Origin of the sequence: Halomicrococcus gelatinilyticus (assembly GCA_024227995.1) — an archaeon.
Taxonomy (GTDB): domain Archaea; phylum Halobacteriota; class Halobacteria; order Halobacteriales; family Haladaptataceae; genus Halomicrococcus; species Halomicrococcus gelatinilyticus.
The window spans coordinates 2378703-2392673 of record CP100465.1; the positions used below are offsets into that span (position 1 = coordinate 2378703).

Annotated in this window: 18 protein-coding genes; 12 read left to right on the top strand and 6 right to left on the bottom strand. The window is 66.8% G+C overall.

The genetic code is table 11. From position 1 onward, the window contains the following. Window positions 1-63 precede the first annotated feature (63 nt). Genes NKT36_RS12550 through NKT36_RS12580 form a run of 7 tightly spaced genes read left to right on the top strand, consistent with a single transcriptional unit; the run spans window position 64 to window position 4167 of the window. The gene (locus NKT36_RS12550; protein WP_327051392.1) at window positions 64-735 is read left to right on the top strand and encodes a plastocyanin/azurin family copper-binding protein; all 672 of its coding nucleotides are present in this window, start codon (window positions 64-66) and stop codon (window positions 733-735) included. A gap of 1 nt (window position 736) precedes the next feature. Further along, window positions 737-1123: a DUF7318 family protein gene (locus tag NKT36_RS12555; protein WP_327051393.1), complete on the top strand. Its 387-nt coding sequence runs from the start codon at window positions 737-739 to the stop codon at window positions 1121-1123. A 3-nt stretch (window positions 1124-1126) separates the two neighbouring features. Beyond that, complete coding sequence (locus tag NKT36_RS12560) at window positions 1127-1975, top strand: ubiquinol-cytochrome c reductase iron-sulfur subunit (protein ID WP_327051394.1); 849 nt, start codon at window positions 1127-1129, stop codon at window positions 1973-1975. A 4-nt stretch (window positions 1976-1979) separates the two neighbouring features. Continuing rightward, window positions 1980-2774 carry a cytochrome b gene (locus NKT36_RS12565; RefSeq protein ID WP_327051395.1) on the top strand — a complete coding sequence of 265 codons (795 nt, stop codon included), beginning with the start codon at window positions 1980-1982 and terminating at the stop codon, window positions 2772-2774. 2 nt (window positions 2775-2776) lie between these two features. After that, window positions 2777-3535, top strand: coding sequence for a cytochrome b family protein (locus NKT36_RS12570; protein WP_327051396.1), 759 nt, complete (start codon window positions 2777-2779; stop codon window positions 3533-3535). A gap of 7 nt (window positions 3536-3542) precedes the next feature. Further along, on the top strand, window positions 3543-3920 hold the full coding sequence (locus NKT36_RS12575; protein ID WP_327051397.1) for a DUF7315 family membrane protein: 378 nt from the start codon (window positions 3543-3545) through the stop codon (window positions 3918-3920). After that, window positions 3913-4167 (top strand): DUF7314 family protein, encoded by a 255-nt coding sequence (locus tag NKT36_RS12580; protein ID WP_327051398.1) that lies wholly within the window; start codon window positions 3913-3915, stop codon window positions 4165-4167. Before NKT36_RS12575 ends, NKT36_RS12580 begins: the two co-directional genes overlap by 8 nt. A 129-nt stretch (window positions 4168-4296) precedes the next feature. Here NKT36_RS12580 and udp read toward each other — a convergent pair whose 3' ends face one another. Beyond that, window positions 4297-5118 (bottom strand): uridine phosphorylase, encoded by an 822-nt coding sequence (gene udp, locus NKT36_RS12585; protein ID WP_327051399.1) that lies wholly within the window; start codon window positions 5116-5118, stop codon window positions 4297-4299. 51 nt (window positions 5119-5169) lie between these two features. Continuing rightward, window positions 5170-5556, bottom strand: a complete 387-nt coding sequence (cdd, locus tag NKT36_RS12590; RefSeq protein WP_327051400.1) for a cytidine deaminase — start codon at window positions 5554-5556, stop codon at window positions 5170-5172. A gap of 116 nt (window positions 5557-5672) precedes the next feature. Between cdd and NKT36_RS12595 the strand changes: the two genes are divergently transcribed. Further along, window positions 5673-7319, top strand: coding sequence for a long-chain fatty acid--CoA ligase (locus tag NKT36_RS12595; RefSeq protein ID WP_327051401.1), 1647 nt, complete (start codon window positions 5673-5675; stop codon window positions 7317-7319). A 101-nt stretch (window positions 7320-7420) separates the two neighbouring features. Here NKT36_RS12595 and NKT36_RS12600 read toward each other — a convergent pair whose 3' ends face one another. Beyond that, on the bottom strand, window positions 7421-9136 hold the full coding sequence (locus tag NKT36_RS12600; RefSeq protein ID WP_327051402.1) for a SulP family inorganic anion transporter: 1716 nt from the start codon (window positions 9134-9136) through the stop codon (window positions 7421-7423). A gap of 310 nt (window positions 9137-9446) precedes the next feature. Here NKT36_RS12600 and NKT36_RS12605 point away from each other — a divergent pair, with 310 nt between their 5' ends. Next, window positions 9447-9605, top strand: coding sequence for a ribbon-helix-helix protein, CopG family (locus tag NKT36_RS12605; RefSeq protein ID WP_327051403.1), 159 nt, complete (start codon window positions 9447-9449; stop codon window positions 9603-9605). Between the two features lie 277 nt (window positions 9606-9882). After that, window positions 9883-10278 carry a hypothetical protein gene (locus NKT36_RS12610; RefSeq protein WP_327051404.1) on the top strand — a complete coding sequence of 132 codons (396 nt, stop codon included), beginning with the start codon at window positions 9883-9885 and terminating at the stop codon, window positions 10276-10278. 26 nt (window positions 10279-10304) lie between these two features. Here NKT36_RS12610 and NKT36_RS12615 read toward each other — a convergent pair whose 3' ends face one another. The 3 genes from NKT36_RS12615 to NKT36_RS12625 form a co-directional block, all read right to left on the bottom strand. Further along, window positions 10305-10610 carry a hypothetical protein gene (locus NKT36_RS12615; RefSeq protein WP_327051405.1) on the bottom strand — a complete coding sequence of 102 codons (306 nt, stop codon included), beginning with the start codon at window positions 10608-10610 and terminating at the stop codon, window positions 10305-10307. Then, window positions 10607-11428, bottom strand: a complete 822-nt coding sequence (locus NKT36_RS12620; protein ID WP_327051406.1) for a succinylglutamate desuccinylase/aspartoacylase family protein — start codon at window positions 11426-11428, stop codon at window positions 10607-10609. Before NKT36_RS12620 ends, NKT36_RS12615 begins: the two co-directional genes overlap by 4 nt. 243 nt (window positions 11429-11671) lie before the next feature. Continuing rightward, on the bottom strand, window positions 11672-12055 hold the full coding sequence (locus NKT36_RS12625) for a hypothetical protein (protein ID WP_327051407.1): 384 nt from the start codon (window positions 12053-12055) through the stop codon (window positions 11672-11674). Between the two features lie 627 nt (window positions 12056-12682). Between NKT36_RS12625 and NKT36_RS12630 the strand changes: the two genes are divergently transcribed. Further along, a complete protein-coding gene (locus tag NKT36_RS12630; RefSeq protein ID WP_327051408.1) occupies window positions 12683-12856 on the top strand; it encodes a hypothetical protein in 174 nt (57 codons plus the stop codon). A 400-nt stretch (window positions 12857-13256) separates the two neighbouring features. Next, window positions 13257-13880: a DsbA family oxidoreductase gene (locus NKT36_RS12635; RefSeq protein WP_327051409.1), complete on the top strand. Its 624-nt coding sequence runs from the start codon at window positions 13257-13259 to the stop codon at window positions 13878-13880. Window positions 13881-13971: the final 91 nt, after the last annotated feature.

Below are 13971 nucleotides of genomic sequence, written 5' to 3' on the forward strand. Positions count from 1 at the left end.
AAATCACCGGCAGTCCGACGGCATCGGTGGCTTTAAGCAATTCCCTTCCTCAGATTCGCATGTATGAAGAGGCGGGACTTTCTGCTGGCGGCCAGCGGCGTGGCTGGCGGCACAGCTGCGAGCGCGTCCGCTGCCGCACAGGGGACGACCACGTCGGGAGGTGGCAACCAGTCGAGCGGCAACGGGACGGCTGGTGGCAACCAGACCGGCGGGAACGATTCGACCGGCAACCAGACCCAGGGCGGCGGCGGGGGTCCTACGGAGGAAGTGATCGTCGGACCGGACGGCGACTTCGTGTTCACCCCGGGGACCAGCAGCCCGCTGTACATCACGCCCGGCACCACGGTGAGGTTCGTCTGGGAGTCCGACACCCACAACATCGTCGTCGGCGAACAGCCCGAGGGCGCGAACTGGGAGGGGACGCCCGGTGGCCCCTCGGACACCTACGACACGGGGTACACCTACGAGCACACGTTCGACACGACGGGCGAGTACCACTACTGGTGTGAACCGCACAAGCCCTCGGGGATGGTCGCCGACCTCGTCGTCAACGAAACCGGCCAGGCACCGTCCGGCGGCGGCGGCGCGCAGGAAGCCGACCCCGAACACATGGGCGTGCCGTTCCTGGCGCACTACGTCGGCATCGCGACGATACTGATGATGCTCGTCTCGCTCATCTACACGTTCTTCTTCCTGAAGTACGGCGAGTCCGCCAACACCAGCGGAGGGAACTGAGATGTCATCCACAGGAAGCAACTACGGCGACATTCACCGATACGAACCGGCGCGCGAGAGCACGACGGCGGCGATCGCCATCGTCCTGCTGACGATCATCGAGGTCGTGTTCGTCGGCCTGTTCACCTACGGGCTCCTGGAAGGCTGGGGGCTCACGGAGGTCGGGAACATGTACCTCGGCGGTATCCTCGCGGTCGTGTTCATCGACCTCGCGTTCATCCTCATGCTGTACCGCAAGGAGTTCCTCCCCGACGTGATGATCGTCAAGAAGCGTCGTCGCAAGTGGGAGGACCTCTACGTGCGCGAGGAGGACCAGTACGGCGAGGAGTCGTTCGGTGACGCGTGGGAACAGTTCAAGAAAGCAGTGTACCCATACTACAAACGATAAACAATGGCAGGAGACGACAAGTATCCCGAGAGCACAGGTCGCCGCCGTTTCGTCAAGGGTGTCGTGGGCAGCGCCACGCTGGCCGGCGTCGGTACCGCCGGGGCGGCCGGACTGAAGTCGGCGACGGCCCCCGGTAGCGGTGGTGGCGGTATCACCACGTTCAAGGGGGTCAAGAACACGGGCGGCCCCGCCCCGCGCGGGATGCCCCAGATACCCATCGAGATCGACGAGGAGGGGTATCTCAAGGGCATGTTCCCCGAGGCCGAAGAGAAGATGATCAACAACAAGCCGGTGACGGTCGCGGAGAAGGAGATCGCCGGTCTCACCTACTCGCCCAAGTGGTTCCAGTACTGCGGCGTCCAGACGTACAAGGGCGTCAGGCCGGAAGCCGACATGGACAACTACTTCCGGTACAAGGACTCCGACAAGTACGACTGGCAGAACGAGGAGGCCGAGTCGGGCGACAAGGTCCACGTCGACGACTTCTCCGACTACGAGGAGTGGGGCAACGGCATCGGCGAGTCCGGCCTCGGCAAGCCCGCGATGGTGACGTGGCGGTCGCAGGACGTCCCGTCGTCCCAGACGCTGACCGTCCAGGTCATCCGCAGCAAGAACGTCGAGAAGATGGCCGAGGAGGACGACTGGATGAAGGCCAGCACGCAGAAGGGGTTCATGGCCTTCCTGAACAAGTGTACCCACTTCTGCTGCGTGCCCGCGTACAAGGGCCTCGCTGGCGCAGCGAAGTTCAACGCCGAAGACGCGTCCTACTGTCCGTGCCACCAGTCCACCTACGACCCGTACACCATCGTCGAGAAGGACTTCCTGGCGCTTCCGCGCACGGAGAGTGAATGACACCATGAGCATCGAACGCAAAGACGAGTACGACCACGGCGAGTGGCTGAAGGAGAAGGACCTCACGCCGATAGAGACGACGTTCCTCACGACGCTGATCTGGCTCGACCGCCGGTTCCGCATCGTCGACTACCTCGAGCTGCTGGAGACCCTCTACTACCGGGTCAACCTCCAGATGCCCAAGAGCCACACCGAGCAGTACGGCCTCGACAACAAGTTCTGGTACTGGTACCCGCTGTACGCGCTGGGGAGCTTCTCCACCATCGCGTACGTGGTTGCCGCCATCAGCGGCGCGCTGCTGGGGTTCTACTACTCGCCGTCGACGGCGGGCGACCCCTCGACCGCGTACAACCAGCTCACCTTCATCATGACCGAGCTGAACTTCGGGTTCATGCTCCGCAGTCTCCACCGCTGGTCGGCGCAGGTGATGGTCGCGGCCGTCTTCCTGCACATGCTCCGCGTCTACTTCACGGGCGCGTACAAGGAGCCGCGTGAACTCAACTGGCTGCTGGGCATCGTCCTGATCAGCCTCACGATGGTGTTCGGGTACACGGGCTACCTGCTGCCGTGGGACCAGCTGTCGTACTGGGCCGGACAGATCGGCGTCGAGATGTCGCTCTCCGTCCCGCTGATAGGCGAGTGGGTCGCCCAGTTGCTGTTCGGTGGCTTCGCACTGACCCAGGCCACGTTGCAACGGATGTACATCCTGCACGTGTTCCTGCTCCCGTTCGTCGTCACGACGCTCATCGCCGTCCACATCGGCATCGTCTGGATGCAGGGCATCGCTGAACCACACTAACAATGACCGACGAAAACGAACCCAAGACCGACGGAAGCGGCACCGGCATCGTCCCGCCGGACGACGAGACGCCCTCGTGGATCGAGCGCAAGGAGCGCACCCAGGGCCTCTCCCGGCTGACCTACGAGTACTTCGAGCGCGCCCGTCGCGAGGACCAGGACCTCCGCCAGGAGTCCAGCTACGTCGAGCGTGACGTGCTGGCGTTCCCGACGTGGCCCCACGAGATGATCCGCAACCTCTCGATCACGAGCTTCTTCGTGGGCATGATCCTGTTCCTCTCCGCGACGCTGCCGCCCCACCTCGGCGCGCCGGCCGACCCGAGTACCACGCCGAGCATCATCCTGCCGGACTGGTATCTCTACTGGTCGTTCGGCCTGCTGAAACTCGGTCCGCTCAACCCGGACCTCGCCATCCTGGGCGGCGATTCCCTGATGGCGGACCGCACGTACGGCGTCGTGGCGAACATCGTCGTTGTCGGCATCATCGCCATCGTCCCCTTCCTGAACAAGGGGAGCGCCCGGCGGCCCGTCGAGGAGCCGTTCTGGGCGAGCGTCGGCGTCGCCGGCGTCGTCTTCGCCATCACGATCAGCGCGCTGTCCATCAAGAACCTGCTGCCCATCAACGCCCACCTCACGTTCGACCTGACGTTCCTCCTGCCGATCATCGCGGGGACGATCTCGTACGCGGTGCTGAAGTCGATGCGTGAAGGCTACATGTTCAGCCTGAACCGCCGCTACTACCGGCTGCGTCCGCCGAAGTAACTCCCCCATGGTTTCTGGCGCGGACGACGAACGCGAGTACTCCGTTTTCGACGACGAAGAGGACGACGACCAGCTGGTCGAGATACGCGACGACGGCGACGGCATCGCCGCTCGCGAGGTCGTCGTCCCCCTGCGGGTGTACAAGGCGGTGACGGTGTTCTCGACGCTGTTCGCCGTCGTGACCGTCGTCGGGGGCTTCGTCGTCCTCGACACGGCGACCGACCGGGCGCGAGCACCGCTCGAGGAGGTGCAGCTTCCGCTGGCGCTCGGCGGCGTGGCGCTCATCGCTGCCGGGGCGGTCGTGTACGCCTTCTCGACCCGGTTCCACGCCGAAGGAATGGGAAAACCTAAAGACGACTCCGACGAACCATCGAACAATGGCTGACGAATTCGCGAAAGGGCTCGGCATCGCCACGACCGCGGGCCTCGGCTGGATGGTCCTGTCGGGCTGGTACACCACGCCCGGGTTCGAGGACACGCAGCTCATCGGCGAGATCCCGACCGGTCTGGGAACGTACGGTAGCCTCGCCATCGTGCTGCGCGAGGTACTGTTCTGGCTCACCATCTTCTCGATGCTGCTGTTCTGGGTGGTCATCCCCGGCTTCCGGAAGGCCCGCCAGGCGTACGCGTAACGCGATTGCGACCCGTCTTCTTCCCTCTCTCACCCCCACGATTTCTTCCCTCCGCGACTCGCCAGCGTTGACGAGCGTGGCCGCCGCTCGACTCCGTTCCCGTTCCCCCCGAGAAGCGCCGCGGCCGTCCTAGTCGTCCAGCGAGAGGCCGGGGTGCCAGTGGTCGACGCCCGCCTCGGCCTTGACCGCGTCCATGCGAGCGAGCAGTCGGACGGCGAGGCTGGCCGTCTCGGCGGCGCGGTGTTCGCCCTCGGTGCGGAACTCACCGGTCTCGCGATTGGCGTACACCGAACAGACCGCGCCGGCGCGCAGGCCGTAGACGCTGGCGATGGTCATGATGGCGCTGGCCTCCATCTCGATGTTCTTCACGTTCGCGTCCTTCAGGTGCTCGACGAGGTCCTCGCTGCCCTCGGCGAGGAACCCCTCGAAGCCGGGGCGTCCCTGGCCGGCGTAGAAGCTGTCGGCGCTCATCGTGACGCCGGTGTGGTAGTCGTGGCCGAGCCGTTCGGCGGCCGCGACGAGCGCCGAGACCACCTCGTAGTCGGCGACGGCGGGGTAGTCCTCGCGGACGTACTCGTCGCTGGTGCCCTCCTGGCGGACGCCGCCGGTCGTGATGACGAGGTCGCCGACGGACATCTCGGGCTGGATGGCACCGCAGGAGCCGACGCGGACGAACGTGTCGACGCCGGCGCGCGCCAGTTCCTCGACCGCGATGGCGGCGGACGGCCCGCCGATGCCGGTCGAGGTGACGCTGATGGGCGTCTCGTCGTACGTCCCGGTGACGGTGCGGTACTCGCGGTGGTGGGCGACCTCCTCGGCGTCGTCCCAGAACTGCGTGATCTTCTCGATGCGCTCGGGGTTGCCGGGGAGCAGTACGGCGTCGGCGACGTCGTCCGCGCCGACCTCCAGGTGGTACTGGACGTCGTCGCTCGGGTCCTCGCTGTCGTCCATACCCGGGGTGTCGTCCCCGGTCGAAATAGGCTCTTCCGTCTCCCGGCGTCGCTACCCCAGCATCTCCTCGGTGATGGTGTCCGGCAGCAGTTCGCCGAGCGCGTACTCGCTCGTCCCGTCGCCCTCGTCGCAGACGACGACCAGGTCGTCGTCGCAGAACTCCGCGAGCGTCTGGCGGCACATCCCGCAGGGCGTGACGCCGTCGCGGCGGCCGGAGCTCACCGCGATGCGGTCGAACTCGCGGTGGCCCTCCTTGACCGCCTCCGCGACGGCGACCTCCTCGGCGTGCAGCGAGTTGCTGTAGTTGGCGTTCTCGATGTTGCAGCCCACGTACACCGTCCCCTCCGCCGTCCGCAGCGCAGCGCCGACCGGGTAGTCGGAGTAGGGGACGTGTGCGCGTTCCTGTACCTCGCGGGCCGCCTCGACGAGTTCGTCCATAGCGGGCCGTCGTCGCGCCACCCCAAATAACGACCGGACGTCGCCGCCGCCCCGTCCGTCGCTTCTGGGGTTCCCCGACGCCAACCGTTAAGCCGCATGGTGTTCTCACTGTCGGCATGGCTGGTCACGACCAGACGATCGGATCGTTCCTCTGGCGCGCGGAGCGTCTCTACCCGGACACGGAGATCGTCGCGCGCACTCACGACGGCATCGAGCGCTACGACTACGCGACCTACGCCGACCGGACGCGGCAGCTCGCGAACGCGCTCGAGGCGAGCGGCATCGAGGCGGGCGACCGCGTCGCCACCGTCTCCTGGAACCACCACCGGCACTTCGAGACGTACTTCGGCGTCCCCAATACGGGCGCACAGCTCCACACCATCAACCCGCTGCTGCCCGACGAGCACGTCCAGTACATCGTCGAGAACGCGGGCGACCGGCTGGTGTTCGTCGACCCCTCGCTCGTCGAGAAGCTGGAGAGCGCCTACGACGCCGACGCCTTCGCCAGCGTCGAGCAGTTCGTCGTGATGGGCGAGGCGGTGCCGGAGACGTCGCTCGACCCGGTGACGGACTACGAGTCGTTCGTCGGCGAGCAGGAACCGTCCTACGAGTGGCCGGAACTCGACGAGGACCAGCGCGCGGGGATGTGCTACACGTCCGGGACGACCGGCCGTCCGAAGGGCGTCGAGTACACCCAGCAGATGCTGTGGTCGCACACGATGGCGACGCTCACCCCGCAGGGTCTCGACATCGACGACGGCGACGTCGTCATGCCCGTCGTTCCGATGTTCCACGTCAACGCGTGGGGGATGCCGTTCTCGCTGACCGCCGCGGGCGCAAAGCACGTCTACCCCGGCCCGTCGCCGGACCCGGAGGACCTCGCACGGCTCATCGAGGACGAGGGCGTCACGTTCACCGCGGGCGTCCCCACCGTGTGGATGGGCGTGCTGGAGTACGCGCGGGAGAACGACCTCGACTTCGACAGCCTGGAGCGCGTGATGGTCGGCGGCGCCGCCGCGCCCAAGAGCCTCATCCGGGCGTTCGACGAGGAGTTCGACGTCACGATGCTCCAGGGCTGGGGGATGACCGAACTCTCGCCCGTCGGCACCCTCTCGCACCTCAAGGACGGTATGGAGGACTGGGACGCCGAGCGAAAGTACGAGAAGCGCCAGAAGCAGGGACTCGTCCTCCCGGGGCTGGAGTTCCGGGTCGTCGACGACGACGGCGAGGAGGTGCCGTGGAACGGCGAGGACTTCGGCGAACTGTACATCCGCGGGCCCTGGGTCACCGACTCGTACTTCGAGCGCCCGGAGGCCGACGAGACCGACTTCGAGGGGTCGTGGCTGAAGACCGGCGACGTCGTCAGCGTCGACGAGGACGGCTACGTCAAGATCGTCGACCGCGCGAAGGACGTCATCAAGTCCGGCGGCGAGTGGATCTCCTCGGTCGAACTGGAGAACGCGCTCATGGCCCACGACGCCGTCTCCGAGGCCGCGGTCGTCGGCGTCCCCCACGAGCGCTGGCAGGAGCGCCCCGCGGCGTTCGTCGTCCTCGCCGACGAGGTCGGCGTCGACCGCGACGAAGTGAAGGCGGAACTGGTGAACCTGATCCGCGAGGACTACCCCAAGTGGTGGGTCCCGGACGCCACGCTGTTCATCGACGAGGTGCCCAAGACGGCGACCGGCAAGTTCGACAAGAAACGCCTCCGCGACGAGTACGGCGACGAGTCGCTCGTCGCGGACGAGGCGCCCGACGAGCGGTAGTCGGCGAGCAGTCCCGGGAGCGACGGTCGGCGAGCGCGGCTCCCGGTGAATCGACGTGTTCGATGGGGTTCGTCCTGTGGGACGTGGCATCCGGGGGCCGGTCAGGACGAACGCTGCGCTCGCCAGCGGTCGACGACGTCGGCGACCGGTTCCTCGGTCTTCACGCCACCGACGTTCGCCGCGAGGCCCGTCGTCTCGAACAGCTGCACGACGTCGGACTCCGCCCCGGCGAACCGGAGGTCGACGCCGCGCGATTCGAGGTCCTGGTGGAGTTTCGCCAGCATCTGTGCGGCCTCGAAGTCGACCGTCGGCGACGACGCGAGGTCGAAGACGACCAGTTCGACGTCGGCGTCGCGGTCCGCGAGGCGGTCGAGGAGGTCGGTCCGGACCGTCTCCGCGTTCGCGTAGAACAGTTCGGCCTCGACGCGGTAGACGAACGCGTCCGCGACGGCCGTCGCCGCCGGGTTCTCGTCGAGCGCGACGAAGTGGTCCGTCTCCCCGAGTCGACCGAGTTCGTGCGTCGACGGGCTGCTGACCCGGGAGATGGCGACCAGCAACGAGAGGACGACGCCGACGAAGACGCCCCAGAGCATCCCGACCGCGAGGACGCCGAGCAGAGCCGCCATCGCGATGGCGAACTCCTGTTTGCTCACGAGATACAGTTGCCGGAGTGCGGTCGGGTCGACGAGGCTCTCGACGGCGACGATGACGACCGCTGCGAGGATGGCCTCGGGGAGCGTCGTGAACACGTCGGTCAGAAAGAGCAGGACGACGACGAGGACGAGCGCGACGACGGCGTTCGTAAGCTGCGTCTTGCCGCCGACGGCGTCGTTGAGCGCCGACCGCGACATGCTGCCGCCGACGGCGAAGCCGCCACCGAGGCCGGCAGCGAGGTTGGCGACGCCGTCGGCCAGCAGTTCCTGGTTCGCGTCGGTGTCGTAGTCGTGGCGGCGGGCGAACGTCTCGACCGCGCCGATGCCCTGGACGTAGGAGAGCAGGAACAGCGCGGTGGCGACGGGGACGAGGGCACCCAGCGTCGCGACGTCGGGAACCGCCGGCACCGTCGGGGAGGGGAGGCCACTCGGAATCGCCCCGACGACGTCGACGCCGCGCGCCTGCAGGTTCGTCACCGACATGAGCACGATGGCGAGGGCGACGACGACGAGCGCGTTCGGGGCACGCGGCAGGTACCGTTCACCGAGGACGAGCAACGCGATGCCCGCAACGCCGACGGCCATCGTCTCCGGATTCGTCTCGCCGAGGTGGGTGGCGGTGTACCAGAGCCGCTGGTAGAAGACGCCCGTCGCACCCTCGATGCCGAACAGTTTCCCGAGTTGCGTCGACATGATGTACAGCGCCGCTCCGGCGGAGAACCCCGTGAGCACCGACCCGGAGATGAAGTGGACGAGGAACCCCAGTCGGAACGCCCACGCGACGATCGCGACGACGCCGACGAGCAGCGTCGTCACGACGACCAGCGACGCATACGAGGCGGTGCTCCCGCCGGCGACCGCTCCGACGCCGCTCGCGAGCAGGATCGCCAGCGCCGAGGTCGGCCCCACGATGACCTGCCGGGAGGTCCCGAGAAACAGGTAGACGACGACGGCCATCAACCCGGCGTACAGGCCCGTCTGTGGCGGCAGGTTCGCCAGCGACGCGTACGCCAGCCCCTCGGGGACGACGGCTGCCGCGACGGTGATCCCCGCGACGACGTCCGACCGCAGCCACGACTCGTCGTACCGTGGCAGCCACTCCAGCACCGGGAGGACCGACGAGAACCGTCCGTCGAGCCGTCGTTTCAGGCGCTCTACTGACATCGCAGTACGCCTCTCACCGTCGACCGCAGGGCACTTCCCGTCTATGGCTCGGGAATCTGCACTCGCTGGACCGACGTTTCTACTGGACTCGGTTGCGAACTGAACGGCTGTTATCTCATAGTGCCAGGCCATCGTCGAATTCTCGGTGCTGGCGATCAGATACGTCGGAAAGTACCATCCAGAAGATGGCGTCTGGGCGACACAGTTGCGCGGGCGGCAGTGCGCCCGCTCACCGACCGACCGCCCCGCGCCGCAGCGGCAGTCGTCCGTCTGACGTACCTATTTGAAACTGGTCACAAGTGGTGTTCGTATGCGCACTGCGGACGCCGACATGCCGACGGTCACAATCGAACTCACGGAAGAGGAACTCGAGGAGATCGACGACATCGCGTTCGCAAACCATCGCGACAACCGCGACGCGGCGATACGCGACCTCCTCGACGAGTGGCTGAAAGACCGTGACGACTAGGAGACGGCCGGGCGTGTGACGCACTGGACACGCGCGACCGTCACCCGGTCTACCGGCGATACGGCCGCGGAATCGACATCCGGGACGATACGCTTCGGTCCCCGGTTCCGGTTCGAGTTCCTCTGCAGGGTCGTCGGCGGATGCTCACCTGCCCTCTCGGGGGCAGGGGGAGAGCGTCCACCGGCGAGCTTCCACCGTCAGCGCCCCTGCCGTCAGCGCCACTGCGGGCCACGCTCGACGGCGTAGCGTTATGCGACTCGACGTCCAACCACGCGGTATGCTCGAACGACTGCTCTCGGTGTTCGGACTGGTCGAACTCGTCGCTCCGGACTGGCTCGTCGAGCGTTCGGCGGCGGCCGCGTTCGAATCCACGGACGGCTGCACGCTCAAGTCGTGGGTGCGGCCCGCGATCCGCGTCGAAGGAGCCGCGTTCGTGCTCCTCGGCCTGCGCGGTCGGTCGCCGACCTTCCGGCGACTGCTCGGCCTGCTCGGCGTTCCTGCCGCCGTCGCGCCGAGACGGTTCGTCGCGTTCGGCACGCGCCTCGCGCACGACGACGCCGAAGCGTGCCAGTGGAGGTCGTGGGTCGTCCCCGCGACGCGCGTGCTCGGTCTGGCGTACGTGCTCGTCGCGCTCCGGGAGGTGGGTGGTCGGAGCAGCGAGACGGAGCGGTGAGTTCACCGACGACTGCCGTCGTGGTCTCACGAACCGACGGTCAGTCGGCCACGGAGTATGCGGTACGCGCCCGCCAGCGCGACGGCGACCGGGTACGAACCGGCGAAGAAGGGTCCCCAGAACACCCACGGCTCCAGCGTCGTGAACAGCCGACTACCGACGGCACTGCCGAGCGTGAGCGCGACGTACCCCGGCAGCGCCAGCGGCGTCATCAACCGGGCGTCGACGGCGCCGGCGACCAGCGGTCCGACCAGGAGGAGGTAGGTGGCCAACACGGTACGGCCGAGCAGCACCCGCCGGACGTCCGACCACGGGACGCCGTCGGCGCTCATCGCGTTCCCCTCCCGCCCGCCGGGACGACGCCGTGGCGCGCTAGCAGGTCGGCGGCGGCCTTCCTCGTCCACCGGACCTGCGTGGCTTCGTCGAGCAGGAAGTCGGTCGTCTCGACGATGTACCCCGACCTGTCGAGGTCGCCGGCGACCTTGTGGACCAGCATCGGGCGGTCGCCGGTGAGCGTGCCACCGACCCGGTAGTCGTGGTACGGCATCGACCACGGGACGACGGCGTCGTTGAGGTAGGCGACGGTCCGGTCGGCGTACGTGGCGGCCGCCCCGTCGTCGGTCGGCCAGAGCGTCTGTCCGACCGAGTCCTCGTGGAAGCGGTAGATGCCGACGGAGCTGTGGAGGTCGAGGACGACGTCGGGGTCGTGACGCTGGACGACGCTCCAGATGGCGCGCGCCAGCGCCGTCGTCGACCGCTCCCCCGTCGGGAACCGCCGGTTCAGGTCGCCGCGTGCGCCCTCCCGGCGGTCGTTGCGGATGGCCACCCGGTTGGCGCGCGGTATCGCGACGAGGGTGCCGGACTCCAGCGGCCACCTGGCCACGTCGCCGGCCGCGCGATAGCCGCTCGCCTCGTCGCCGTGCATCCCGCCGACGACGAGCGCGGTCGGACCGTCCCGGGTGCTCTTCCGGACGAACACCTCCGTCGCCTGCCTGGTTCCGGAGCGGATGGCGTACGACGAGGTCTCGTTGTTAGCCGCGGAGCCAGCCGCGACGTCACCGTCCCCGGACTGCGACGCCCCCAGCAGTTCCGTCGCCCCGAACGCGGCGGCCGCGCCACCCACCACGGTGAGGAACCGTCGCCGTTGCATGACCGGACCACTACCACCGGCACCACATCAACCTTCTCGTCGGCCGCGATTCGCGTTCCGATCCGTGACCCGTCGTCTGGTCGTGACCCGTCGCCTGGTCTCGCGATTTAGGCCGGGGGCACCCCGACGACTTCCGGACGACGCGGTCGAATTCTGTCCGGCGCCTGCAGACGACGCCAGCTTCGTCGGTGCCCGTGTCCACCGGACTGGGGGTTCGATAAACGCGAAGAATGGGGCGTTTCGCTACTTCTCACAGCAGTCGGGACAGGGAATCGTGAACTCTCGCCGTTCGCCGTCGATCGGAACCGCCCCGACCGTGCCCGGAATGCGTGCCTGGGCCCGGTACGTGTAGGTGTTACCTGGCTTGAGCCACCACTGCTCGCTCTCTTCGCTCACCCCCTCGTTCCCGTACTCGAAGGTCAGCGAGAACGTCTGGCCCTGTTGCTGGTCGCCCGAGAGCTGTGCCGGTGCCGCCGCCGGATTCCAGAGCTTGACCTCCTCGCCGTAACTCCCGGACGTCGTCCCCTTCTTCTTGTACGTGAATCCCGCCCAGACGTGGTCGTGACCGGCGAACTCGGTCATCGTTCCGAAGAGGGTGACTCGCTGCGTGCCAGCCTCCGCCCCCATCGTGCGAACGTCTGCTGTCTTGTCGGTGGCTGAATCTGCTCTCACTCCCCCCACGCCGAACGTCCCGAGTCCCAGGACGCTCGTGATGGCAGAGCCGAGAACTGACCGGCGCGTCGATCGGAGATCGAACCGTAGATTCGACATCGCACCCAGAGAGTACCCGCACACCCATCTTTGTTATGCGGCCCCTTCTAATCAATTGTCTAACTGTTTGGGGCATCGACGAAAGATGCATTCCTGGTTTCTAATTCGAGGGGCGTAGGTTCTACGAGACGACGAAATCTCCAGCAATGTCGCCCGGTCCCGCCACTGTCCGCCATCATGGTCGGTGATATATGGGTTACCGATTGCCAGCGCAGGTGCGTTCTCCCGATACGGCACTGTCGTCCTCGTTCGCGGAGCGCGGTTGGACGTTGTAGCGCTGGGCGCACGTCGCTCGTGCCCAGTTCGAGGTCGACGCGGTGGTCGAGACGGTCTCGCCCGGTCTGTTGGCGTTCTGCCATCTAGTGGTCGTTGCCATCAGCAAGGGATTCCCGTCGTCTCCTAGACCCGACACGCAATTACTGTAGTTCGTTCGATGATCCAGGGCCAAAAGATAGATTATATAGTCTCGAAGTAGGTGAAACCATGATCAACATCGTCGTCGTCAGCTGGATGGTCAAACTCGTCCTGAAACTGGCCCTGCTGGTAGTCATCGTCCTCCCGCTCTGGCTGGCCTACGTCATCCCGATGTCGCTGTTCGGGAACGGGACGGAGGCGAACGAACGAGTGATGCGGGTCTTCAGGCGACTCTCGTCGTAGCGCCGTTCGTTTCTCTCACGGTTCACCCTGAACGGATAGCCCTACGCCCGACTAAGAGGAGGTGGAAGCCCACCCGACGGTACGTCCGATCAGTCTCTGCTAGACGTCCGCCTGCGGAACACTGCCGACACGCTTCGGTGATGTAGACCACGGTGCCAGACCCGACTGTCGACGCTGTGGCGTCGACGCTGGACGCTACTCTGTCCGGCGAGAGTCTGGCGACCGATCCGACGGAGCACGCACGACAGTTCGACTGGGATGCGGTTGCTGGCAGTCGGAATCGATGTGTCGCAATGCGATCCACCACTCCCACCACCAGCACCGTGGTAAATATCTCTCGCTTCCTCGGTTCGCTTCCGGCGTCCGTTCGTTTTTGACCCGGACGTGAGTACGCTCGCGCATGGCCGAACAGTCCACCGCCGACCTGGTCGTCTACAGCGACTACGTCTGCCCGTTCAGCTACCTCGGCAAGGAATCGCTCGAGAACTACCGCGAGGAGCGCGACGACCCCCTCGACGTCGAGTGGCGCGTCTTCGACCTCCGCGGGTACAAGCGCGACGACGACGGCGAACTCCGCGACGTCGACGACGGCAAGGACGACGACTACATGGCGAAGGTCCGCGAGAACGTCGAACACCTGAAAGCGCAGTTCGACGCGGAGATGACCGTCGACTTCTCCGTCGACGCCGACTCCTGGAACGCCAACAAGGCGACGCTGTTCGTCCGCCGGAACTACGACGCCGAGACGTTCCGCGCGTTCCACGACGCCGTCTTCGAGGCGCGCTGGCAGGCGGCCCGCGACATCGGCGACCCGGACGTGCTCGCCGACGCGGCCGCGGACGCGGGCGTCGACCCCGGAGAGGTCAGGGACGCCATCGCGGACGACGCGCTCGACGCCGACCTGGAAGAGCGGTTCGACGCGGCACGCGACGCCGGCGTCACCGGCGTCCCGACGTTCGTCGGCGACCGGAACGAGGCGAGCGGGGCGCTCCCGCCCGAACAGCTCGACCGGCTCGTCGAATAGCGCGACCGTCGTTTCCGGCCGCTGTGGGTCGTCCAGCACGTCGATCTTCCGTCTCGACGGAACCGAGCCTCTCACGTAGCTCCAGTCCCAA